The following is a 21,007-nucleotide window of genomic DNA, read 5'->3' on the forward strand; positions in this document are numbered from 1 at the left end:
TGTGTGAGGATTAATCTGTAGCTCTCGTCTGTATGAGTGTAAGGCACAAAAATATCCGTTCAATGAATGAGGAGACCATCATGGTGCAACGCGATTCACAAGGGCCAATCATCAAGCCAACCGGCGAAGAGCTGGAACGCCAGGCCAAGGCAAAGGCCGCAAATGACACGCCGGTCCACGAAGAGCTGCGCGGTCCGCTGCACACCGAACTGGGCAAGACGACCATCGAAGACCGTGTGGTCCAGAAGATTGCCAGCATCGCCACCCGCGAAGTTTCCGGCGTATACGCCATGGGCAACGCCGCCCGCCGGACCTTCAACTCGCTGGCCGAACGCATCCCCGGTGCCCAAGCCAACGCGGCCGGAGGCGTGAGCGTCGAAAAGGGCGAGCAGCAGACCGCCATCGACGTGTCGATCGTAGTTTCCTACGGGTTCTCGATCGTTGAGGTCTCCAACGAGATCCGTTCGAATATCATCGCCCAGGTTGAACGCGCCACCGGTCTGGAAGTCATCGAGGTAAACATTGAAGTCACCGACGTGCACCTGCCAGAAGACGATGACGATGACGCCGAGCCCCGCGATGGCCTGAAATAACTGTCCTCATCTAAGGAGCAGAACATGTTACACGTCAAGTGGGGTTTGGCCATCGGCTGCCTAGCCGGATTGCTGATTGCCTTCGGATCATTCACGCAGTTCGTGGTGGTGGCATTCTTCGCCATCATCGGCGCTGGAGTCGGATGGCTTTTGCAGGACAGGGTTGACCTCGGCCAAGTGTTCAGCAAACGTCGGCGGTGAAGCAGATGGCAGAGCTGTCCTCTAGCCGTGGAAGCACCACGGTGAACACGGCCGTCTATTCAAAAATCGCTGCCCAAGCAGCCTATAAGGTGCCAGTTGTCGGCTCTGCCGCGGGTGGGATCCTGGGGTTGGGGAAGTACAAGGATTTTGACAGCCGGCCCAAGGCCAAGGCCGAGGTGCTTGGAAGTGCAGTGGTGGTCGATTTGGACCTTGGATTGAGCTATCCGAGCAATGTCCAGCAAGCCTGCGAAGACGTGCGGAACATGGTTGCGGCTGATCTGCGCAAGTATCTGGGCGTTGAGCAGGTGCAAACCGATATACGGGTGAGCTGGATGTCAACGCCGGATGAAGGAACTAGCAACAGGAGGCTGCGATGAGCAGGTTCTGGCACGTTCGCAGTGCCCGCACCCTGGCCTTGATGATCAGCTTCATCGTCGTGTTGGCCACGAGCATTCTCCTGGCGCTATCCTGCCTGCTGCGTTTGACCAGCGGACAATGGCCCGGTTTTGCCCAGCAGGGCATTAACGCGGTCAGCAACTTGCGCTTCAATGACAACCTGGCAGTGATCGCCATGGTGGTTCTTGCGGTGCTCGGTCTGCTGCTGTTGCTCAGCGCGCTCATTCCAGGGCCCCGGCAGAGCATCCTGCTGACTACCGATGATCCTTCAGCGGGGTCGGAACAGGCAATCTCATGCCGTGGAATATCAACCTTGGTGGGGCATGAGGTCGAGCGAACCGATTCGGTGACCCGCGCGAGCGTGAAAACCAGCCCGGCCCTGGTCCAGGTTACCGTGCAGACTCCAGCCCACTCGGTTCAGCGCGTGCGGGAAAACGCGCAGGCGCGGGCGCAGCGTGTGATCGACGGGTTGCCATTGCAGCGCGCTCCCAAGGTCAAGGTCTCAGTGCAACGCCGAGGGGGAAACTAGAAATGTTCAGAACGCATGTGGTGCGCCAACGACTTATTCTGGCAATCTTCGGTTTGGTCCTGCTGGCGGCCGGTGCCTCGGGCCTCGCAGCAGTCTGGTGGGGGCTTGGCCAAGGCGCTGGCCTCGGCCAAGCCCGGATTGCCAGCAGCCTGCCGATCGATCAGCAGTACCTGCTGCCACTGGGACTCGCGCTCGGAATTGCCGGCATCGTGCTCTCGCTGGCGGTGCTGATCACTGCCATTCCGCGCCGCCCATCGGCGCATGAATTCAGATACGAATCGAGCAGCGAAGGAGTCAGCGAGATCGAGACTTCGGTAATAGCCAAAGCCGCGGAAACGGCCGCTCGAACGCAACCGGAAATCGTGGATGCGAACGTTCGAATTGGCGGCAATGCAGCTGAACCCGTGCTTTATGCGCGATTCACCCTGCGCGCCGACGCTCCGGCGAATCGAGGGATCGAGCTGGTCAATGGCCGCGTGGTACCTGACCTTGAAATGGTGCTGGGGGTGCCTTTCTCCCGCAAGCACATCTCGTTCAGCTTCCAGAAGCCGGAAAAGCAGGATTCGAATAAGGCCGTGCTCATCTGAGCCGGCCCAGGAAAACAAAAAATAGCCATTAACGGCACGGGCATCGTGCCGCATCTCTTGGGGAAGTAGGAATGCATGGGAATAATCGGTTGGATCATCCTTGGCCTCGTTGCCGGTGCGATCGCGAAGGCAATCAAGCCCGGAAAGCAGGGAGGCGGCTGGCTTGCCACGCTGCTGCTCGGCGTGGTCGGGGCGGTGCTGGGAGGCTGGATTGGCTCGGCAGTTTTCGGTGTCGGAGTGAGCGAGTTCTGGTCATTGTCCACCTGGCTGCTGGCCATCGGCGGCTCGCTGCTGGTCCTGGTCATTTGGGGTTTTGTCAGCAGCAAACGCGACTAGGGGCATGCGCTGAACTGCCTGCAGCCTGATGGCGCTGGCTAATGGGAACGGGCGGGATCCTTATGGATCCCGCCCGTTTCCTTCTGCCGCAACGCCTGCATGATGCCGGTGGGAACCTGCAGTGCCCAGGACAGCGCGGGGCCAGGTGCAGCGCGAATCATCCAGCTTGGCATGCAAGGCGCCCTCCGCTACGAAGGCCATCATCGACAGGACCAGGCAGATCCCAGTCGAGCGAACGTGGCGGCTAGGACCGCCTGGAAACCGTAGGGCTAGGACCGCCTGGAAACCGTAGGGCTAGGCTTGGGGAATGGAAGATGCGCTGAAAAAGATCAGCTGGCCGGTACGCACTGAACGCCTGTCCCTGCGTCGCGTGAATTCGGCTGATGTGGAAGACCTCTGGCTCTACCGGCAGCTTGCCGATGTCACCCAGTGGATTACCGCTGGCCCAGCAACCGTGGAAGAATTCCGTTCGCTGTTCTTCGCGAAGGACTATCCGCTGAGGAACCTGGCTGTGGAACTGGACACCGGGCAGGGGACCCAGCTGATTGGCACGGTCATGCTGGATATCGTGGATGGCTGGGGGCAAAGCGAAATTGAGCAGCGCGTCAAGGGCGTTGAGGGCAACCTCGGCTGGAGCTTCGATCCCTCCTTCGGTGGCAAGGGCTACGCCACTGAAGCCGTTGCCGCTGCCATGGGCCTGTGCTTCGGCCCTCTTGGCCTGCGCAGGGTTACTGCCGAATGCTTTGCCGCCAATGAGCCATCATGGAGACTGATGGAGCGTTTGGGGATGCGCAAGGAATTCCATGGCCGCAAGGACAGCCTGCATCGCAGCGGTGAATGGATGGATTCCGTGGGCTACGCGCTGTTGGCTGAGGAATGGACGGCCCAGGCCTCCTGCTAAAGGATGAGGGATGGATCCTTGATCACCGGTGTGTTCTTTGAAAGGCTGGAAGGGAACAGCACCACCCCAGCGAGCTAGGCGGTCCCATGGGCAAATCAACGCGCACCAGTGTTCTTTTGGCGCTGGCAACCGCCGCTATTCTGCTCATGGCGCTGTCGGAGGAACCTACCTGGGGGTTGCTCGTAGGCAGCTGGACCTTGATGCTTTGGGGTTGGACTGGCAGTCCGAAGCCCCAGGAAATCACCGTCGATGCACAGGGGCTCTCACCCCGGGATGTGAAGGAATACCGCCGTCAGCATCCGGGCGTGACGATGGTTGACGCGATCAATGCGCTGGGGAAGTCCAAGCAATAGCAAAAGCAGGGCCCGCAGTGCGGGTGAATGGATGCAGTTGAGCCCCATGAACTAGTTGTCGTTCACGGGGCTCAACTTTTGGTGTTCATGGCGTTGCCTAGTAGTAAACCGCCAGCGGGCCATTGGGGCCCGGGATGACCTTTACCGGGGTTTCGAAGACCTTGGTCAACACCTCATCGCACATGATTTCATCAGGGGTGCCGAACTCGACGACCTTGCCCTGCTTCATTGCGCAGATGTAGTCGGCGTAGTGGCCGGCGAAGTTGATGTCGTGCAGCACGATCACGATGGTGCGGTTCAGCTCGCGGGCAGCGCGCTGCAGGTGCTGCATCATCACTACCGAGTGCTTCATGTCCAGGTTGTTCAGCGGCTCATCGAGCAGCACCGTGTCGGTGTCCTGGGCCAGGACCATGGCCACGTAGGCGCGCTGGCGCTGGCCTCCGGAGAGCTCATCGAGGTAGCGGCTTTCCAATTCGCCCAGGTCCAGGAAGTCGATGGAGCGCGAGATGATCTCTTCATCGGCCTGGGTCAACCGGCCCTTGGAGTGCGGGTAGCGGCCGAAGCCCACCAGCTGGCGCACGGTCAGGCGGGTCACGAAGTGGTTTTCCTGGCGCAGGATCGAGACGATCTTGGCCAGATCCTTCGAGTTGGTCTTGGATACGTCGTAGCCGGAGACCTCGATGGAACCCTGGTCGATGCCCAGCAGGCGCCCGACCATGGTGAGCATGGTGGACTTGCCGGCGCCGTTCGGGCCTACCAGGGCGGTGATGCCGCCGGTGGGGATTTCCAAGCTGACCGGGCCGATGGAGACCGTGGAGCTGTACTTCTTGCTGACGGAATTGAGGGTAATCACAGCCGGCCCTTTCGCAGGATGAAGATCAGGAATGTAATGCCGCCGACGGCTTCGATGATGATGCCGACCACGCCTTCTGCGTAGAAGATGTTCTTCATGACGAAGTAGGCGCCGGCCAGGACCACGAAGCCGATGAGGAAGGACATCGGGTAGATGTAGCGGTGGTCGTAGGTGTCCGCCAGCTGGTAGGCCAAGGTGGCCACCAGGAAGCCGAGGAAGGTCAGCGGGCCCACCAGTGCGGTGGTGACCGCCATGAGAATCGATACGAAGAACAAGGTCTTCATGACCTCGCGGCGGTGGTTGATCCCCAGGTTGATGGTGGTTTCCTTGCCCAAGGCCAGGATGTTCATCTTCTTCGAGGACAGCACCAGGTAGCCGCCGGCAATGGCCACCAGCGGGATGGCCACCGGCATGTAGCTCATGTCGGCGTTGGCCATCGAGCCGAACAGGCGTGCGGTGAGGACATCGAATTCGCTCGGGGTCAGCAGGCGCTGCATGAAGGTCGAGATCGAGCCCAGCCCGGTGCCGATGATGATGCCCACCAGCAGCATGATCTGGATGTTGCCCAGCTTGCCCGAAAGCAGCCAGCCGTACAGCGCCACCGAGAGGCCCACCATGATCGCCACCTGCAGGACGAACTGGCTGACTCCGGTGAAGAAGGTCACCCCGGCAACGCCCAGCACGAAGATCGCACCGGTCTGCACCACCCGGTACAAGGCTTCGAAGCCCATGATCGACGGGGTGATGATGCGGTTGTTGGTCACCGTTTGGAAAGCCACCGTGGCGATGGACTGGCAGGCGGCCACGATCACCATGGTCAGGATGTTGCTGGCGCGCAGCTTGGCGATGATCCAGAATCCGTCGGAGCCAAATGGCATGGGGTTATCCCAGGCGAGTAGGCCGATCCCGAAGAACAGGGCCAGCCCGATCATGATGGACAGGGTGATCCAGTAGCGCTTGCGGACCTTCTTGGTGGGCAGCGGCCCGGCAGAACGGGCGGAGTGGTGGATGCCCAAAGCGGGATGAGTCATGAGATTAGCCAACTTTACGCTGCCTCAGAAGCAGGAAGATGAAGACGGCCGCGCCGAGTACGCCCAGGATCAGGGAGACCGGGACCTCGAACGGCATGATGATGGTGCGGCCGATCAGGTCGCACACCGTGGTGATCGCGATGCCCAGCAGGCAGACCCAGGGCAGGTTGCTGCGCAGGTCGTCACCGCGGACCATCGAGACGATATTCGGCACGATCAGGCCGAGGAATGGCAGGTTGCCGATGACCACGGTGACCACGCCGGTGGCGACCGCGATCAGCGCGGTGCCCAGCAGCATCACCTGGCGGTAATTCAGCCCGACGTTGGTGGCGATTTCCTCGCCGAGCCCTGCTACGGTGAAGCGGTCGGCCACGATGTAGATGGCAATGGCGACGATGGCCACGATCCACAGCACCTCGTACTGCCCGCGGATCACAGAGGTGAAGGAACCAGCCAGCCAGATGCCCATGGACTGCAGCTTGTCGGTGGACAGCGCGAAGAAGGTGGAGAAGGCGCCGACCACGGAACCGAGCATGATGCCCACGATCGGCACGGTCAGCGAGGCCTTGAGCGAAATGCGCTGCAAGAACAGGAAGAAGATCATGGTGCCGATGAAGGCGAAGACAATCGCGACGCTCATCTTGGCCAGCAGCGACGCGCTGGGGAAGAGTACCAGCATGGTCAGTAGGCCCAGGCCCGCCCATTCGGTGGTGCCGGTGGTGGTCGGCTCCACGAAGCGGTTCTGGGTCAGCAACTGCATCACCAATCCGCTCATGGCCATGGCCGCTCCGGCCAGTACCAGCGCAAGGGTGCGCGGAATGCGGGTGACGGCGAACATCATGGCGCCGTCGTCCATGCCGAAGATGTCGTAGACGCCGGTGAACAGGGAGAACGCCAGCAGCACCAGTACTGCGAGGATGCCCAATGCGAGTTTTCCGGAAAGGGCCTTGCTCTTGGTCCGGGCTGGGGAGGTCGTGCTTGTCATTATGCCGCCGTGGAAATAAGTGGTGGGAAAACAGCTCTAGTGGCGAAGCCGGAATACGGCTTCGCCACTAGCTGGCTGGGGTGTCCGGAATGCTACTTGGCAGCTTCCAGCGCGTCAGCGAAAGTATTCAGGAACTCGGTGTAGGTCTGGATGCTCTCGTTGGTGTAGGTGTCAGCAGGCATGACGACAACCTGGGATTCCTTCGAGGCGGTGACATTCTGCAGCGCCTCGGACTTCTCCAGCAGGTCCTTTGCCGGCTGGTAGTCCGCACCGTCGGCTTCAACCGCTGCGTCGCGGTCCATGACGATGATCCAGTCCGGGTTGGACTTGGCGATGGCTTCGACCGAAACGTCGTCGCCCTCGTGGTCGGTGGAGGATTCGTCGAGCTTCAGCGCCGGGGTCAGGCCCAGGAAGTCGAACATCGGGCCGACGGTGCGGCCGGTGGTAGGAGCCGAGTAGCCCAGCTCGCCGCCCGAGGCGATCAGGCCCATGACGGTCTGGTCCTTGTCGTAGGCATCGGTGACGCGCTTCTCGGCGGCTTCGAAGTCCTCAACGAGCTTTTTGGCCTCGGCCTGCTTGCCGAAGATCTCGCCCAGGGTGGTGACCTGGCGTTCCAGCTCAGCGTCAAATGGCTCGCCTTCGCGTGGGTCCAGCGAAATGATGGCGGCTTCCGGAGCCAGTTCCTTGAACTTCGCGGCGTGCTGGGTGTAGCGCTGGCCGTTGATGATCAGGTCAGGGTCGACGGTGACAACTGATTCCAGGTTCGGTTCCTTGTGGCTGCCCAAGTCCAGGATGTTCTCGTCCTTGGTGTAGGAGATGGTATCCGGCATCAGCGAGACAGCGCCTGCGGTGAGCTTGATGCCCCAGGAATCCAGGGTCTCGAAGGTGCGGTTATCCGTGGCAACGACAGACTTCGCGGGAACCTCGATCTTCTTCTCACCTTCATTGTCGGTGATGGTGACGGTCTTGGTGTCGCCAGCCTTGGCCTCAGCTGCCGTATCGGTAGCGGAACCGCAAGCGGTCAGTGACAGTGCGGCGATGCTCAGCAGTGCGGCAGCGCGAAGCTTCATGGAGGACATGTATTCCTTCTTCGGACAGCAACCGGCGTTGGTTGCGCTATTGAGTGATCTGATAATTAGCTTAGCCTTATCTGAGCGAATTAAGCCAAACGGCTCTTATGTTAGCTAGGTCACCCAAATGCGCGAATTCAAGGCTGGAACCGTCCGCAAATGCGGCTCTTGATGAGGCTTGCCCCAGCTGACTGGGCTATTTCAGGGAGAAATAACGATCATCGGCCTTGTTTAATTAGTGTCCGAAGGCATGGAGGAAGCTGCGTCAGGCAGCGTAATGAATTGCACCTCCAGCTCATTGCATGAGCCGAGCCATGGCGCAGATGCTGCCATTGATGCCCGTTTTGCGCGCCGGTATCAGGCTGCCGGGTAGGTGATCCGCGACTGCTGGTCGATCACCGCGCCAGGGCTCAGCTCGGCAGGTTTGGCCGGATGCCCATCGATGATGTGGAATACCTCGGCACCGCGGGCCAGCAGATGATCAGCAATGATCCTGCGATGGCAACGCCACCATACAGCTTCGGCGCACATGATCGCCGTCTTCTGGCCGGCGGCCCGCGCCTGCAACCGCTGGAGCGCCTGCAGGAAATCGTCCCCGAGGGCATGGTCGGCGTAATTATGGAAGCTGCGGTTCGTCCACCATGCGTTGACTGCGAAATCGACGCTTCGGCTCACAGGACGCCTGCCGGTCAGCGCTTCCGCGTGGTGCAGGCTGATTCCTGCCGTGCTCAAGGAGGCTTCCAAGGCATCCGCATTGAACTGCGGGAATTTGCGGGGGCCGGCGAGTTTGCGGACATCCACAACATTCGTGACTCCGTACTGCGTTAGCAGTGCGAGGAAATCCTCGATGGATCGTGCCGAATGTCCAATGGTGAAAATTCCAGCGGGCAAAATGCTGGCTCCTTGGGTGGGGAAGGGGCGGGGCTAATGCTGATCGTGCTTGGCGGAGCTGAGGACTAGTTGGAGCAGCTCTTCGACTTCGGCAGCACGGGACTGCCAGTAGCCGGTGTCGAGCCCGAAGCCGAGTGTTGCTTCATCGGCGCGTTTCTTGAAATAGTCCCGGTGGTCCTCCAGCGCATTGGCCAGGTCCGCGAATTGGTCATTGCTCAGTTCCAAGTTCAAGGTTCTCTGCTTCATGAGCTTCATCCTGGGTCGAGTGCGAATTCTATGAACCCGAGCGTACGCCCATTGCCAACCGAAATGACCGCTATCAAGCTGGCACTCAGAAAGTCGTCGCCGAAGCTCGCCGGGAATAGGCTCGTGGCAGGCCTTGTTGTGCCGAATACGAGCATCGATCAGAAGGAGCAGTTCATGGCTGAAGAAAATCGAGTAGTTCTCATTGGCGGACATGGGAAGGTTGCCCTGCTGGCAGCGCCCAAGCTGGTTGGGCGCGGCTACGCGGTCAACTCGCTGATCCGCAACCCGGAGCATGCAGCCGACATCAGCGCCACGGGCGCCACCCCAGTAGTCATCGACATCGAAAGCGCTGGCGTGGATCAGTTGGCCCAGGCCTTTTCCGGTGCAAGCGCCATCGTCTTCTCCGCAGGTGCCGGTGGCGGCAACGAGCATCGCACCCGCGCCGTGGACTATGATGCCGCGGTGCGTTCCATGCAGGCTGCCAAGCAGGCCGGCGTGGACCGCTTCGTGATGGTCTCCTACAGCCGCGCCCTGGTGGATGTGGACAGCCTGGATCCGGCCAACTCGTTCTACACCTATGCCAAGGCCAAGCACGACGCCGACGCGTACTTGCGCGGCACGGAGCTGGACTACACGATCCTGGGCCCGGGGGCGCTGACCCTGGAACCGGCCAGCCAGCGCGTGGTGCTGGCTGACAAGGCAGGCAAGGTGAACGGAGCAGACGTTGAAGGCGAGGCATCTCAGACCTCGCGCGAGAACGTCGCCGAAGTGATCACCCATGTGGTGGCCAATAATGCAGCACGCCGCTCCACCGTGAACTTCTACAACGGCAACATGCCGATCGTGGAAGCGATCGTCTAGGAATGCGCAGCCGCAGCCCTGCCTCCGCAACGGGGGCAGGGCTGTTCTGCATCTGCGGATGAAAGTTCCGCGGCTTCCACTGAGTGGATGCGGGGCCTTCTGCCTGCGGGCAAGCGGTGGGATCATGTGCCCATGACCAAACTAGAACCCGCTGCGAATCACTACGGGCGCGATGTCTCGAGCAGGATCGGGAGCGCCGGACCCGGCCTGTTCGAGCAGTACCCGCTGCTGGCCAAGCTGTGGGAGGACGCCAAGGAGCTTCTCGCGGTCCGGAGCAATGATGCGCACGCCCTGTATTCGGTGTCCTTGGCCCAGCAGCTGCTGGGCCATCACCCGCAAGCCGATGCCAATATCGTGCTGCCGGCCATGCTGCTGCACGATATCGGCTGGTCTGCCGTGGATCCGGCCCTCGTGCTGGGCGCTATTGCACCGGGTGCGGGCAATGCCGAGCTGGGCCAGGTCCAGATCACCGACTGGGAGAAGGTCTATGCCGCGATCCCGCATCAGGATATCTTCACGGAACGCAAGATCGACCGGCCCGGAGCCCTGGTTGTCGTCCGCCCGGACATGTATGTCGCCCAGGTCTTGCCGTTGACTGCCCGCGCGGAACTGGCCGAGTTCTTCTCGAAGAACATGGCGTTGCCGAAGGTGCCTGAATTCTCCTAGGCCAATCCGGTCCTCGATGGAGAGCAGGGCAAGAAGAAAACCCCGGTGCCGAAGCACCGGGGTTTCCTTTTGTCATCACTCGCACCTTCATGAGGTACTTATAACTCTAGGACGGCTGACTGTGAGCGCGCTGGGCTGAGCCTGCCATTTGGCTTGGCATTCAGAGACCCGCCGGAACGACGGCCGCCGGAGTCATGGGAAAGCCGGTCACGGTCTTGGGCCGCGGGGGAGCGTAGGTGCGCACCTTGGAGGTGCTCAGCCCCATGCGGACCAGCGACTCCGCGATGGTCACCGCTGCGCGCACGCCATCAACAATTGGCACGCCGGTGGCCAGCCGCACCTGTTCCTCCAGCTCGGCCATGCCGCCGCAGCCCAGGCAGATCACTTCGGCCTTGTCGTGCTCCACTGCCTGGCGGGATTGCTCGACGATGGCCGCTACCGCGCGCTGCGGATCGGATTCCAGTTCCAGCACGCCCAGCCCGCTGGCGCGCACCGAGGCGAGCCGGTCGGTCAGGCCGGCCAGTTTCAGCCGGTCCTCGATCAGCGGCACCGTGCGGTCCAGCGTGGTGACCACCGAATACTTGTGGCCGAGGAATTGCGCCGTGGAGGCGGCGGCTTCGGTAATGTCCACGACCGGGACATCCAGCAGTTCCTGCAGGCCCTCGCGGCCGTGCTCGCCGTAGCCTGCTTGGATGACCGCGTCGAATGGCTCGGTGTAGCGGACCACCTTGTCCATTACGGCGATGGCCGCCAGATAGCTTTCGAAATTGCCTTCGCAGGAGTCCGCCCCGAAATCCGGGGTCAGCTCGACGATCTCGGTGCCGGGCGAGGCGACCTGCCGTGCGGAATCCCCGATGGCGCGGGTCATGGACTGCGTGGTGTTGACGTTCAGGATCAGAATGCGCATGAGTTGTCCTAATGGGTTGGTGCCACGGCGATCGGCTCGCCATCGATGTCTGCCAGATCGTGCTGGCGCTTGGCCAAGGCCAGGTAGGCCAGGGCGCCGGCGCCCGAACCCAGGAACCAGGCGAACGGGCCGACCACGTGCAAGGCGGGGACGAAGGCCAGCACCAGTGCGATCACCGAGCTGATCACCAGTGCCCCGACGGCCCGGTAGTTCACGCCGCGGGTGAAGTAGTAGGTGCCTTCGGCATCCGAGCGGTACAAGTCCATGACGTTGATCCGGGCTTTGCGGATCAGCCAGTAGTCGGCCATGATGATGCCGAACAGCGGGCCGAGCAGCGCGCCCAGGCCGCCCAGGAAGTAGTTGATGATCTCGGGGGAGTTGTACAAGTTCCAGGGCAGGATGACCAGGCCGATGACTCCGGAGATCAGTGCGGCGGTGCGGAAGTTCAGCTTCTTCGGGAGCAGGTTGGTCAATGCGTAGGTCGGTGCCACGAAATTGGCCATCAGGTTCACCGCGATGGTCAGCACCAGCAGGGCGGCGGAGGCCAGCAATAGCAGCAAGGTGTTCGGGATCGCGCCCACAATATCCGACGGCGAGGTGATGACCTGGCCGTTGATGGAGAACTGCGTACCGGTCAGGACCACCACGATGGCGCCGAAGAACATCATGTTCAGCGGGATGCCGAAGAAGTTGCCCTTCACGATCGCCTTCTTGGAGGATGCGCCACGGGTGAAGTCGCAGAAGTTCAGGACGAAGGTGCCGTAGATCGAGACCCACAGGGCGGCTGCGCCGAACATCGCGGTCCACATCTCGATGCCGGTCTTCGATTCGCCGGTGCTCATCGAGACGTTGAAACCCGATTCGAAGAGCATCCAGATGGCCAGGCCCAGGAAGGTGGCCAGGATGACCGGGCCAGCGAAGGCCTCGTACTTGCGGATCATCTCCATGCCGTAGCTGACGATGACCAGCTGCACCGCCCAGAGGGCGACGAAGCAGATCCAGCCCAGGGCGTTCAGTCCCAGGAAGCTGGTCTGCTCCAGGGCTGCGGACCCCGGGGCCACGGCAATCACCATGACGGCGAGGACCTGGGCGGCGAGGTAGGTCTGGATGCCGAACCAGGCAATGGCCACGGCCCCGCGCAGCAGCGCGGGAATCTGGGCGCCGTTGATGCCGAAGGCGATGCGGCTCATCACCGGGAAAGGGACACCGGTTTTCTCGCCCATGAACCCCGAGAAGTTCAGCAGCGCGAAGAGCAGGACCGCTCCAATGCCCAGCGCGCCGAGGATCTGCCAGCCGCTCATGCCCAGCGCGAAGAGCCCGATGGCGAAGGTGTAGTTGCCCAGCGAGTGCACGTCGTTGGCCCACAGGGTGAAGATGCTGTAAGAGCTCCAGGTGCGCCCGGAGCGGGTGGTTGGTGCCAGGTCCTGGTTGTAGAGCGACGCGCTCAACTCGAAGGGATTGGCCCGGTCGATAGCGGGCCGGTTTTCCTGCGGTGCGGCCTCGGGCACCATTTCAGGGGTCTTTTGCGACATGATGGACATCCTTGTCAAAGGGTCATGCATCCGGGCAGGCGCATTCGGGCGCACTGCGGCAAGGGAAGATGACAGATCTGGGGAAGCGGAGCGTTCAGGGGAACGGCCCGTGCCTGCCTGCGGGGACGCAGGACAGGTAGGCGGGCCCGCTTACGGGTAGATCGGCTGTCCGAAATTAACGTAGAACTCGGCCGGCGAGCCGAGAAGCGGCATGGCCGGGCGCGGCGCAACGGCAAGCCGCTGTGCGCTGTGCGTGATGCACGGTGGAAAAAGCATGGCTGCTCCTGAGCTAGGAAGTCACTCCGAGATATGTGCCAGGTGAGTAACCACCACTGTATGCACTGGATCACATTCCCGCAATAGAAAATGATAATTTCACCAGATGGTATTTTGGCCGGATTCCGGAGCCTTTTATTCCATTCCCGGAATCCGCTGATGAGCCTGCTTTTATCAGGATCGCACCGGGCGCCATTCCTGTCCTGATGCCACTGCAGCGCACTTCTGTGCGACTCTGCGCGCATCGGCACTTCGTCCCGAAACCTTCTTGACAGTGATTGGCGTCTCGTCCTAGAGTTTTCATAAAGCAAAAGCTAACTTCCATAAAGCGGAATCTTTGGAAGATGTTCTTGAAGGGAAATCCAGTGTCCTACACTCTGAACTGCTCGATCCTCCTCACCGAGTTGCCGCTGCTGCAGCGCGCGGATGCCGCCAAGCAGGCGGGTTTCGACAGCGTCGAATTCTGGTGGCCATTTGGCGAAGCCGCACCCTCCGGCAAGCAGGTCGACGAATTTCTCGCCTCGCTGGCCAACGCGGGCGTCCAGCTGGACGGATTGAACTTCTTCGCCGGCGACATGCCGGCAGGCGACCGCGGACTGGTTTCATGGCTGGGGCGCGAGTCCGAATTCAAGGACAATGTCGACGCCGTCGTGGCCATCGCCGAAGCTACCGGCTGCAAGGCCTTCAACGCCCTGTACGGCAACCGCATCGAGGGCGCCGACCCGGCGGCCCAGGATGCGCTGGCCTTGGAGAACCTGGTGTCCGCGGCCCAGGGCGTGGCCAAGGTCGGCGGCACCGTGCTGATCGAGCCGGTCTCCGGCACGGAAGCCTACCCGCTGAAAACTGCGGCCCAGGCGCTTGCAGTCGTCGAGGCTGTCAAGGCCCAGGGCGAAGGGAACATCGCGCTGCTGGCCGACTTCTACCACCTGTCAGTCAACGGCGATGACGTCGCCGCCGTCATTGAAGCGCATGCCAAGGACTTCGGCCATATCCAGATCGCCGATGCACCGGGCCGCGGAGCTCCGGGCACCGGGGACCTGCCGCTGCAGGACTGGATCAAGCGCTCGCGCGAGTTGGGCTACACCGGCAACGTCGCCCTGGAGTACAAGCAGGAAGCGGCCACCGCCTTCGACTGGCTCCAGAACGCCAGCAGCAGCGCCGCAGTCTAGAGAACACCTTTTCGCACAAGAATTTTTGGAGAATCACATGTCGCAGAACATCGCCTTCATCGGACTGGGCATCATGGGCCTGCCGATGGCCAAGAACCTGGTCAACGCCGGCTATCACGTCACCGGCTACAACCGCAGCGACAAGGCCGGCAACGAGCTGGCCGCCGCTGGCGGAACCAAGGCCGCCTCCATCGCGCAAGCCGTGGCCAATGCAGACGTGGTCATCACCATGGTCCCGGATTCCCCGGACGTCCAGGCTGTCACCCTCGGCGAAGAGGGCGTCTTCGCCAACGCGAAGGCCGGAGCCCTGTGGATCGACAACTCCTCGATCCGTCCCGACGTGGCCGTCGAGCTTGCGGCCTCGGCCCGAGACGCCGGACTGCGCCCGCTCGATGCCCCGGTTTCCGGCGGCGAAGCAGGGGCCATCGAGGGCGTGCTGTCCATCATGGTCGGCGGCGAGCAGGCCGACTTCGAGGCTGCCGCCCCGGTCCTGGAAGCTATGGGCAAGACCATCGTGCTGGTGGGCCCTTCGGGCTCGGGGCAGACGGTCAAGGCGGCCAACCAGCTGATCGTCGCCGCCAACATCCAGGCCCTGTCCGAAGCCGTGGTCTTCCTCGAAGCCTATGGCGTGGACACCGACGCGGCCATCAAGGTCCTCGGCGGCGGCCTGGCCGGCTCCAAGGTGCTTGACCAGAAGGCCCAGAAGATCCTGGACCGCGAATTCGCCCCGGGCTTCCGCCTGGCCCTGCACAACAAGGACATGGGCATCGTGACCTCCGCGGCCCGCGAAGCAGGCGTCGTGCTGCCCCTGGGAGCATTGGTCGCCCAGCTGGTCACCTCCACCGTGGCTTCCGGCGACGGGGCACTGGACCATTCGGGCCTCTTCCGCGGGGTGCAGCGCCTGGCCGGAAAGATCGACGCCCCGGTCCCTGCCTAGCACCACCAAATCTTCCTACGGCGGGGACAACTAGGTAACCCGCTTCTTCAGCTAGCGGCCGCGCAATACCGGCTACGCTCCGGTGCCGCCGGACCCCTGGTACACGGCAGGGGCCCGACGCGCCGTATCCGCTGCGCAATGGGCTTTGTTCCAGTTCATCGCCGCTAGCTGGTGCTCAAGGAAGCGGCGTTGTGGTGACTCATGCACCTTGGCTTCCCGCCGTAGGTATCCTTCTTTTCTTCTTCTCGTTCCAAAGGACGTATTCCCATGCCTAAGATGCGCGCAATCGACGCCGTCGTCCAGATCCTGGCCAAGGAGGGCGCCACCGAGGCGTTCGGCCTGCCAGGAGCCGCGATCAACCCGCTGTACTCGGCCATGAAGGCTCACGGCGGCATCCGCCACACCCTGCACCGCCACGTCGAGGGGGCCAGCCACGCCGCCGACGGCTACTCGCGGGCCACTGGCAAGATCGGCCTGTGCCTGGGCACCTCCGGTCCTGCCGGCACCGACATGATCACCGGCTTGTACGCCGCGATCGCCGACTCCATCCCGATGCTGTGCATCACCGGGCAGGCCCCGACCAATGTGCTGCACAAGGAGGACTTCCAGGCCGTGGACATCGAGTCCATCGCCAAGCCGGTGACCAAGTACGCCTCGACCGTGCTGGAGCCGGGACTGGTTCCGGGCACCTTCGCCAAGGCTTTCCAGATCATGCGCTCGGGCCGCCCGGGCCCGGCCCTGATCGACCTGCCGATCAACGTGCAAATGGCCGAGATCGACTTCGACATCGATGCCTACGAGCCGTTGCCGGTGGAAAAGCCGAAGGCCACGCGCGGCCAGGCCGAGAAGATCGTGGACCTGCTGCTCTCCGGAAGCAAGCCGATCATCATCGCCGGCGGCGGCGTGATCAACGCCAACGCCAGCGCGCAGCTGGTCGAACTCGCCGAGGAATTGGACATCCCGGTCTCCCCGACCCTGATGGGCTGGGGCGCCATCCCGGATGACCACCGCCTGCAGTCGGGCATGGTCGGCATCCAGACCCACACCAAGTACGGCAACCAGACCTTCCTGGAATCGGATATGGTGCTGGGCCTGGGCAACCGCTGGGCCAACCGCCACACCGGGGATCTGGCCACCTACCGCGCCGGACGCAAATTCATCCACGTGGATATCGAAGGCACGCAGATCGGCCGGGTGTTCTCCCCGGACCTGGGAATCACCTCGGATGCCGGGGCCGCCATCGAAGCCATCCTGGAAGTCGTGCGCGAGCGCAAGGCCGCCGGCACCCTGCCGGACTACTCGGCCTGGGCCAACGAGGCCACGGCCCGCAAGTCCACCGGGCACCGCAAGACCAACTTCGAGAACGTGCCGATCAAGCCGCAGCGCGTCTACCAGGAAATGAACGCCGCCTTCGGCCAGGGCACTACCTACGTGTCCACCATCGGGCTCAGCCAGATCGCCGGTGCGCAGATGCTGCATGTCTACAAGCCGCGCAACTGGATCAACGCCGGACAGGCCGGCCCGCTGGGCTGGACCGGACCGGCCGCCCTGGGCGTCGTGCGCGGCAAGCCGGGGGAAAAGGTCGTGGCCCTCTCCGGAGACTACGATTTCCAGTTCATGATCGAGGAGCTGGCCGTCGGCGCCCAGTTCAAGCTGCCGTACGTGCACGTGGTGGTCAACAACTCCTACCTCGGACTGATCCGCCAATCGCAGCGCGCCTTCGAGATGGATTACCACGTGTCCCTGGGCTTCGATAACATCAACTCCCCGGAAACCAACGGCTACGGCGTGGACCATGTGAAGGTCGCCGAGGGCCTGGGCTGCAAGGCCGTGCGCGTCGAGGATCCGAGCCAGCTGGCTGCCGGATTCGCGCAGGCCAATGCGCTGGCCGAAGAGCACCAGGTGCCAGTTGTGGTGGAAGTGATCCTGGAAAAGGTCACCAACATCGCCATGGGCGCGCAGCTGGATGCCGTCAATGAATTCGAAGACCTGGCCTTGGACGCCGCCGATGCACCAACCGCGTTGGTGCCGATGGCAGCCTCGGCCACCGTGGGTGCGTGAAAGGGCAGTCGTCGCTGACCTGCAACCCGCAAAGTTTGGCGCGGGGCACCGGTTCACCAATACGGGTGTGCCCCGCGCCACAACAACCTAGACTTGGCATAGAGCTGCCGAGCCCCAAGAACACCTAGCAATTAACGAGTAGGAACGCCTCATGAGCATCAACGAAGCTGTTGGCCGCACATCGTCCCAAGCCACCGAAACCACCTATGACCTGGTGCTGCGCGGGCAGCAAGTGCTGGCCGGGCAGGAAATCGCCCCGCGGGAAATCGGTGTGCGCGACGGAAAGATCGTCGCCGTGCAGGAATTGGGTGCTGGACTGGCCGCAGAGCGCGTCATCGAGGTGGCCGCCGACGAGGTCCTGCTGCCCGGACTCGTTGATACCCATGTGCACGTGAACGAGCCAGGCCGCACCGAATGGGAAGGCTTCGAGTCGGCTACCAAGGCCGCCGCTGCCGGCGGGGTGACCACCATCGTGGACATGCCGCTGAACTCCATCCCGCCCACGGTGAACCTCGAAGCGCTGGAAATCAAGCGCGCGGCCGCTTCCAAGAACGCCTATGTCAACGTCGGCTTCTGGGGCGGTGCCATCCCGGGCAACAAGAAGGATCTGCGCGAGCTGCACGAAGCCGGAGTCTTCGGCTTCAAATGCTTCCTGCTGCATTCGGGCGTCGACGAGTTCCCGTCCCTGAGTGTTGGCGAGATGGAAGAGGACATGGCCGAACTGGCGTCCTTCGACTCGCTGATGATCGTGCACGCTGAGGACTCCGATATCATCGGCAACTCCCCGCAACCGGTGGGCGGCAAGTACGCCGGCTTCCTGGACTCGCGCCCGCGCGATGCCGAGAACACCGCCATCGCGCAGGTGATCGAACGCGCCCGCACAACCGGAGTGCGCGCCCACGTGCTGCACCTGTCCAGCTCGGATGCGCTCCAGATGATCCGCGAGGCGAAGGCCGAGGGCGTGCTGCTCACCGTGGAAACCTGCCCGCACTACCTGACCTTGCTGGCCGAGGACATCCCCGACGGCGCCACAGCCTTCAAATGCTGCCCTCCGATCCGCGAGAATGACAACCGCGAGCTGCTGTGGAAGGGCCTGGAGGAAGGCATCATCGACTGCATCGTTTCGGACCATTCCCCGTCCACCATTGACCTCAAGGATGTGGAGAACGGCGACTTCGGCGTGGCCTGGGGCGGGGTGGCCTCGCTGCAGCTGGGCCTGCCCCTGATCTGGAGCGAGGCGAAGAAGCGCGGACTGAAGCTGGAACAGGTCGTGCAGTGGATGGGCCTGAATCCCGCGAAGCTTGCCGGACTGGGCTCCAAGGGCAGCATCGAGGTAGGCAAGGACGCGGACTTCGCGGTCTTCGCTCCGGAGGACACCTTCGAGGTGGACGTCCAGAAGCTGCACCACAAGAACCCGATCTCCCCGTACCAGGGCAAGACCCTGAACGGCGTAGTCCGCCGGTCCATCATTGCCGGGACCGATGTGGATTTCCAGAATCCAACGGGTCAGCTGATCCGCCGCGAGAGCTAGGAACCGGTACCTCGCAAAGCCCCTGTCCGCAGGACGGGGGCTCTGCTGCGCCGTGGGCAATAATAGCCCCGGCGTGCTTTGGCCACCACAGATTCGCAGTGTATTCACCGGTGGTACGCAGGCTATTTCCCTGGCGCATAACAAACAGGTATCGATTGGATGTGGCGTTAAAGGATTGGGCTGCCCAGCTCATAGACTGTCAGCACTATGGGGATAGAGCAGCCGTCACTCTGAATACAGGAAATGGGTATGAACGCGATTACTGCTGCTTCGATAATGAGCAAAGAAGTCGACGATCTGGCGTTGGGCGAAGTGGTCCAGGCGTCGCTGGTCTTCGGCGCAATCCTCATGGCTGTGCTCCTTGCCTTCGGGCTCAAGACCTATGCCCATTGGCGCCGTCATGCCAACGGCACTCCAGCTGATCAGCGTCCGGCCGAGCGTGATGAGGCTCCGAGTCCAGCAAGCGGTACCCGGAAACTTCCAGCACCGCGGATTGAAGTGCTTTCGGCGCTCGGGGACCTGCGCCGGACCGGGGCCTTGAAGCGCGGTTTAGAGGACAGCAGATGAAGACAGGGATTCGGCCGGACGCAACGGGATAGTTAGTCAAAGACGAGATTGGTAGTCTCAAGCCCATGCAGGGCCGCACTTGGCTTGGCCCACGCGATAACGGGCTGGAGGTATAGCGGTGGTTGAAGCAACCCGGGTGCACCCGGCCTTGCCACGCCTCTTGCTGGTGCGCGCAGCGCCCGAAACCGGGCGGATCTGGTTCGCGAAATCCTGGATGGGGACCGGAAGGGTGCCGTCCATGATTTCTCGGAGCGGCCATTCGAGGTGCTGGAAGAACTCGAGAAGATTTCCCTGCTGCTAGCCCGAGACCCGCAACTCCATGCCGCAGTGGTGCTTGCACCGGGGCATACGGTGTGCTGAGGGTTTGGTTGACACTTCGACCGCATGACCAAGCTTTGGTTATGCGCAAACGAAGGAACAAAAGCCATGCCAAGAATCTTCACCGAAGAATTCAAGAAGGCCGCAGTCGCTCTCGTCGAATCAGTGATGTCGCAGAAGCAAGTCGCTGCGGATCTGTGAGTCTCAAAGACAGCACTGCAAACTTGGGTTCGCGATGCCCGCTACCAATCCCACGGATTCGCCCCATCCTCCGATGCTGACGAATGCAAAGAAATGATCCAGGCTCTCAAACGGATCCGGGAGCTCGAATTGGAGAACGAAGTGCCGCGCAAGGCTGCAGCTTACTTATCCCAGCCGCACATCCGTTGCCCAATATATTGGGCCCGTTCGTCCAAGAATTAGTCGCCAGAACAGGCAGTAAACGCATTTCTGTGGCGGTGACGCGCCGGGTCTTGGGATTCAGCACCCAGGCGTATTACAAGTAGCTGAAGAGCCCCGTCTCTGAGCGGCGGGTGTGGAGGCTGTGTCGTGAGGCTGCAATCCGCTTAGTGATCAGTCAACACAAGCGCAAGCACGTTCCGGCAGGCCCTGTGGTGCATGATGACCTTAGTGCAGCGGAACTTCACCGCCGAGCGGCCCAACCAGTTGTGGTTGACCTATATCATCGAGCACCACACGAGTGAGGAAAAGCTATACCTATGCGCGATCAAAGACGTCTTCATCAACCGGATCGTTGGCTATTCAATGGATTCGCGGATTAACGTCCAACTGGCTGTCAACGCCGTGGAAATGGCAGTGGCGCACCGAGGCCATCCGTGTGGGGTCACAGTTCACAGCGACCGTGGCAGCCAATTCCGATCCAGGAAATTCACCCAGGCTCTCGAGCGTCAGGGGCTGGTTGGTTCGATGGGCAGGGTTGGGGCAGCTGGTGACAATGCGGCTATGGAGTCGTTCTTCAACATGCTGCAGAAGAACGTGTTGGACCGTCGCTGGTGGTCCTCCCGCCAGGAACTTCGTCTGGCCATTGTTGGGTACCTGGAGGGGAGGTATAACCGCAAGAGCAGGCGACGAGGTTTTGGGGAAAATGACCGCGAGCCAGTTCGAGGCTACAATGTTCGAGTCTGTCGCTCTGGCAGAATAAACCTTCGTGTCAACCAAACCCTCAGCAGACCCCGCAGCAGGGCTATTC

Annotated in this window: 23 protein-coding genes and 1 pseudogene; 16 read left to right on the forward strand and 8 right to left on the reverse strand. The window is 62.0% G+C overall.

From position 1 onward, the window contains the following. Window positions 1-62: 62 nt before the first annotated feature. The 8 genes from ACIOJF_RS07970 to ACIOJF_RS08005 all read left to right on the forward strand — a co-directional run bounded on the left by ACIOJF_RS07970 (window position 63) and on the right by ACIOJF_RS08005 (window position 3,896). Window positions 63-593 (forward strand): Asp23/Gls24 family envelope stress response protein, encoded by a 531-nt coding sequence (locus ACIOJF_RS07970; RefSeq protein WP_286134072.1) that lies wholly within the window; start codon window positions 63-65, stop codon window positions 591-593. 24 nt (window positions 594-617) lie between these two features. Beyond that, window positions 618-794: a hypothetical protein gene (locus ACIOJF_RS07975; RefSeq protein ID WP_181148776.1), complete on the forward strand. Its 177-nt coding sequence runs from the start codon at window positions 618-620 to the stop codon at window positions 792-794. Between the two features lie 5 nt (window positions 795-799). Further along, window positions 800-1,171, forward strand: coding sequence for an Asp23/Gls24 family envelope stress response protein (locus ACIOJF_RS07980; RefSeq protein WP_146112224.1), 372 nt, complete (start codon window positions 800-802; stop codon window positions 1,169-1,171). Further along, window positions 1,168-1,719, forward strand: coding sequence for a DUF6286 domain-containing protein (locus ACIOJF_RS07985; RefSeq protein ID WP_105656416.1), 552 nt, complete (start codon window positions 1,168-1,170; stop codon window positions 1,717-1,719). Before ACIOJF_RS07980 ends, ACIOJF_RS07985 begins: the two co-directional genes overlap by 4 nt. Window positions 1,720-1,721: 2 nt before the next feature. Beyond that, entirely contained in the window at window positions 1,722-2,306 is a 585-nt protein-coding gene (locus tag ACIOJF_RS07990; RefSeq protein ID WP_105656415.1) for a hypothetical protein, read from the forward strand. Window positions 2,307-2,381: 75 nt separating this feature from the next. Continuing rightward, window positions 2,382-2,642: a GlsB/YeaQ/YmgE family stress response membrane protein gene (locus ACIOJF_RS07995; RefSeq protein WP_105656414.1), complete on the forward strand. Its 261-nt coding sequence runs from the start codon at window positions 2,382-2,384 to the stop codon at window positions 2,640-2,642. A 307-nt stretch (window positions 2,643-2,949) separates the two neighbouring features. After that, window positions 2,950-3,543: a GNAT family N-acetyltransferase gene (locus tag ACIOJF_RS08000; RefSeq protein ID WP_105656413.1), complete on the forward strand. Its 594-nt coding sequence runs from the start codon at window positions 2,950-2,952 to the stop codon at window positions 3,541-3,543. Window positions 3,544-3,629: 86 nt separating this feature from the next. Next, on the forward strand, window positions 3,630-3,896 hold the full coding sequence (locus ACIOJF_RS08005; protein ID WP_105656412.1) for a hypothetical protein: 267 nt from the start codon (window positions 3,630-3,632) through the stop codon (window positions 3,894-3,896). 97 nt (window positions 3,897-3,993) lie between these two features. On the opposite strand, the gene ACIOJF_RS08010 is transcribed toward ACIOJF_RS08005, so the two are convergent. From ACIOJF_RS08010 to ACIOJF_RS08035, 6 genes are all read right to left on the reverse strand, one after another. Continuing rightward, a complete protein-coding gene (locus tag ACIOJF_RS08010) occupies window positions 3,994-4,749 on the reverse strand; it encodes an ABC transporter ATP-binding protein (protein WP_105656411.1) in 756 nt (251 codons plus the stop codon). After that, on the reverse strand, window positions 4,746-5,780 hold the full coding sequence (locus tag ACIOJF_RS08015; RefSeq protein ID WP_105656410.1) for an iron chelate uptake ABC transporter family permease subunit: 1,035 nt from the start codon (window positions 5,778-5,780) through the stop codon (window positions 4,746-4,748). Before ACIOJF_RS08015 ends, ACIOJF_RS08010 begins: the two co-directional genes overlap by 4 nt. Window positions 5,781-5,784: 4 nt before the next feature. Further along, window positions 5,785-6,765 carry an ABC transporter permease gene (locus tag ACIOJF_RS08020; RefSeq protein WP_181148775.1) on the reverse strand — a complete coding sequence of 327 codons (981 nt, stop codon included), beginning with the start codon at window positions 6,763-6,765 and terminating at the stop codon, window positions 5,785-5,787. Between the two features lie 92 nt (window positions 6,766-6,857). Beyond that, window positions 6,858-7,844, reverse strand: a complete 987-nt coding sequence (locus tag ACIOJF_RS08025; protein ID WP_105656408.1) for a siderophore ABC transporter substrate-binding protein — start codon at window positions 7,842-7,844, stop codon at window positions 6,858-6,860. A 348-nt stretch (window positions 7,845-8,192) separates the two neighbouring features. Continuing rightward, window positions 8,193-8,726, reverse strand: coding sequence for a DUF488 family protein (locus ACIOJF_RS08030; RefSeq protein ID WP_105656407.1), 534 nt, complete (start codon window positions 8,724-8,726; stop codon window positions 8,193-8,195). A gap of 33 nt (window positions 8,727-8,759) precedes the next feature. After that, the gene (locus ACIOJF_RS08035; protein ID WP_105656406.1) at window positions 8,760-8,972 is read right to left on the reverse strand and encodes a hypothetical protein; all 213 of its coding nucleotides are present in this window, start codon (window positions 8,970-8,972) and stop codon (window positions 8,760-8,762) included. 174 nt (window positions 8,973-9,146) lie between these two features. On the opposite strand from ACIOJF_RS08035, the gene ACIOJF_RS08040 reads away from it, so the two are divergent. Both ACIOJF_RS08040 and ACIOJF_RS08045 read left to right on the forward strand, forming a co-directional pair. Further along, a complete protein-coding gene (locus ACIOJF_RS08040) occupies window positions 9,147-9,833 on the forward strand; it encodes an SDR family oxidoreductase (protein ID WP_105656618.1) in 687 nt (228 codons plus the stop codon). Between the two features lie 132 nt (window positions 9,834-9,965). Next, complete coding sequence (locus ACIOJF_RS08045; protein WP_219844111.1) at window positions 9,966-10,499, forward strand: hypothetical protein; 534 nt, start codon at window positions 9,966-9,968, stop codon at window positions 10,497-10,499. 160 nt (window positions 10,500-10,659) lie between these two features. Here the strand turns inward: ACIOJF_RS08045 and ACIOJF_RS08050 are convergent, their stop codons facing one another. Together ACIOJF_RS08050 and ACIOJF_RS08055 are read right to left on the reverse strand one after the other, a co-directional pair. Further along, complete coding sequence (locus ACIOJF_RS08050) at window positions 10,660-11,406, reverse strand: aspartate/glutamate racemase family protein (protein WP_105656405.1); 747 nt, start codon at window positions 11,404-11,406, stop codon at window positions 10,660-10,662. 8 nt (window positions 11,407-11,414) lie between these two features. Continuing rightward, window positions 11,415-12,938, reverse strand: coding sequence for an NCS1 family nucleobase:cation symporter-1 (locus ACIOJF_RS08055; protein ID WP_286134071.1), 1,524 nt, complete (start codon window positions 12,936-12,938; stop codon window positions 11,415-11,417). 641 nt (window positions 12,939-13,579) lie between these two features. Between ACIOJF_RS08055 and ACIOJF_RS08060 the strand changes: the two genes are divergently transcribed. The 6 genes and pseudogenes from ACIOJF_RS08060 to ACIOJF_RS08085 all read left to right on the forward strand — a co-directional run bounded on the left by ACIOJF_RS08060 (window position 13,580) and on the right by ACIOJF_RS08085 (window position 20,959). Continuing rightward, window positions 13,580-14,383, forward strand: a complete 804-nt coding sequence (locus ACIOJF_RS08060; protein WP_105656616.1) for a hydroxypyruvate isomerase family protein — start codon at window positions 13,580-13,582, stop codon at window positions 14,381-14,383. A gap of 25 nt (window positions 14,384-14,408) precedes the next feature. Beyond that, the gene (locus tag ACIOJF_RS08065; RefSeq protein ID WP_286134069.1) at window positions 14,409-15,320 is read left to right on the forward strand and encodes a 2-hydroxy-3-oxopropionate reductase; all 912 of its coding nucleotides are present in this window, start codon (window positions 14,409-14,411) and stop codon (window positions 15,318-15,320) included. A 267-nt stretch (window positions 15,321-15,587) separates the two neighbouring features. Next, window positions 15,588-17,381, forward strand: a complete 1,794-nt coding sequence (gcl, locus tag ACIOJF_RS08070) for a glyoxylate carboligase (RefSeq protein WP_105656403.1) — start codon at window positions 15,588-15,590, stop codon at window positions 17,379-17,381. A 151-nt stretch (window positions 17,382-17,532) separates the two neighbouring features. Then, window positions 17,533-18,912, forward strand: a complete 1,380-nt coding sequence (allB, locus tag ACIOJF_RS08075; protein ID WP_105656402.1) for an allantoinase AllB — start codon at window positions 17,533-17,535, stop codon at window positions 18,910-18,912. 249 nt (window positions 18,913-19,161) lie between these two features. After that, window positions 19,162-19,479, forward strand: a complete 318-nt coding sequence (locus ACIOJF_RS08080; RefSeq protein WP_105656401.1) for a hypothetical protein — start codon at window positions 19,162-19,164, stop codon at window positions 19,477-19,479. A gap of 426 nt (window positions 19,480-19,905) precedes the next feature. Then, window positions 19,906-20,959: pseudogene (locus tag ACIOJF_RS08085) on the forward strand (IS3 family transposase). The last annotated feature ends 48 nt before the right edge of the window (window positions 20,960-21,007 follow it).

The organism is Glutamicibacter sp. NPDC087831 (genome assembly GCF_044742845.1).
Classification (GTDB): domain Bacteria; phylum Actinomycetota; class Actinomycetes; order Actinomycetales; family Micrococcaceae; genus Glutamicibacter.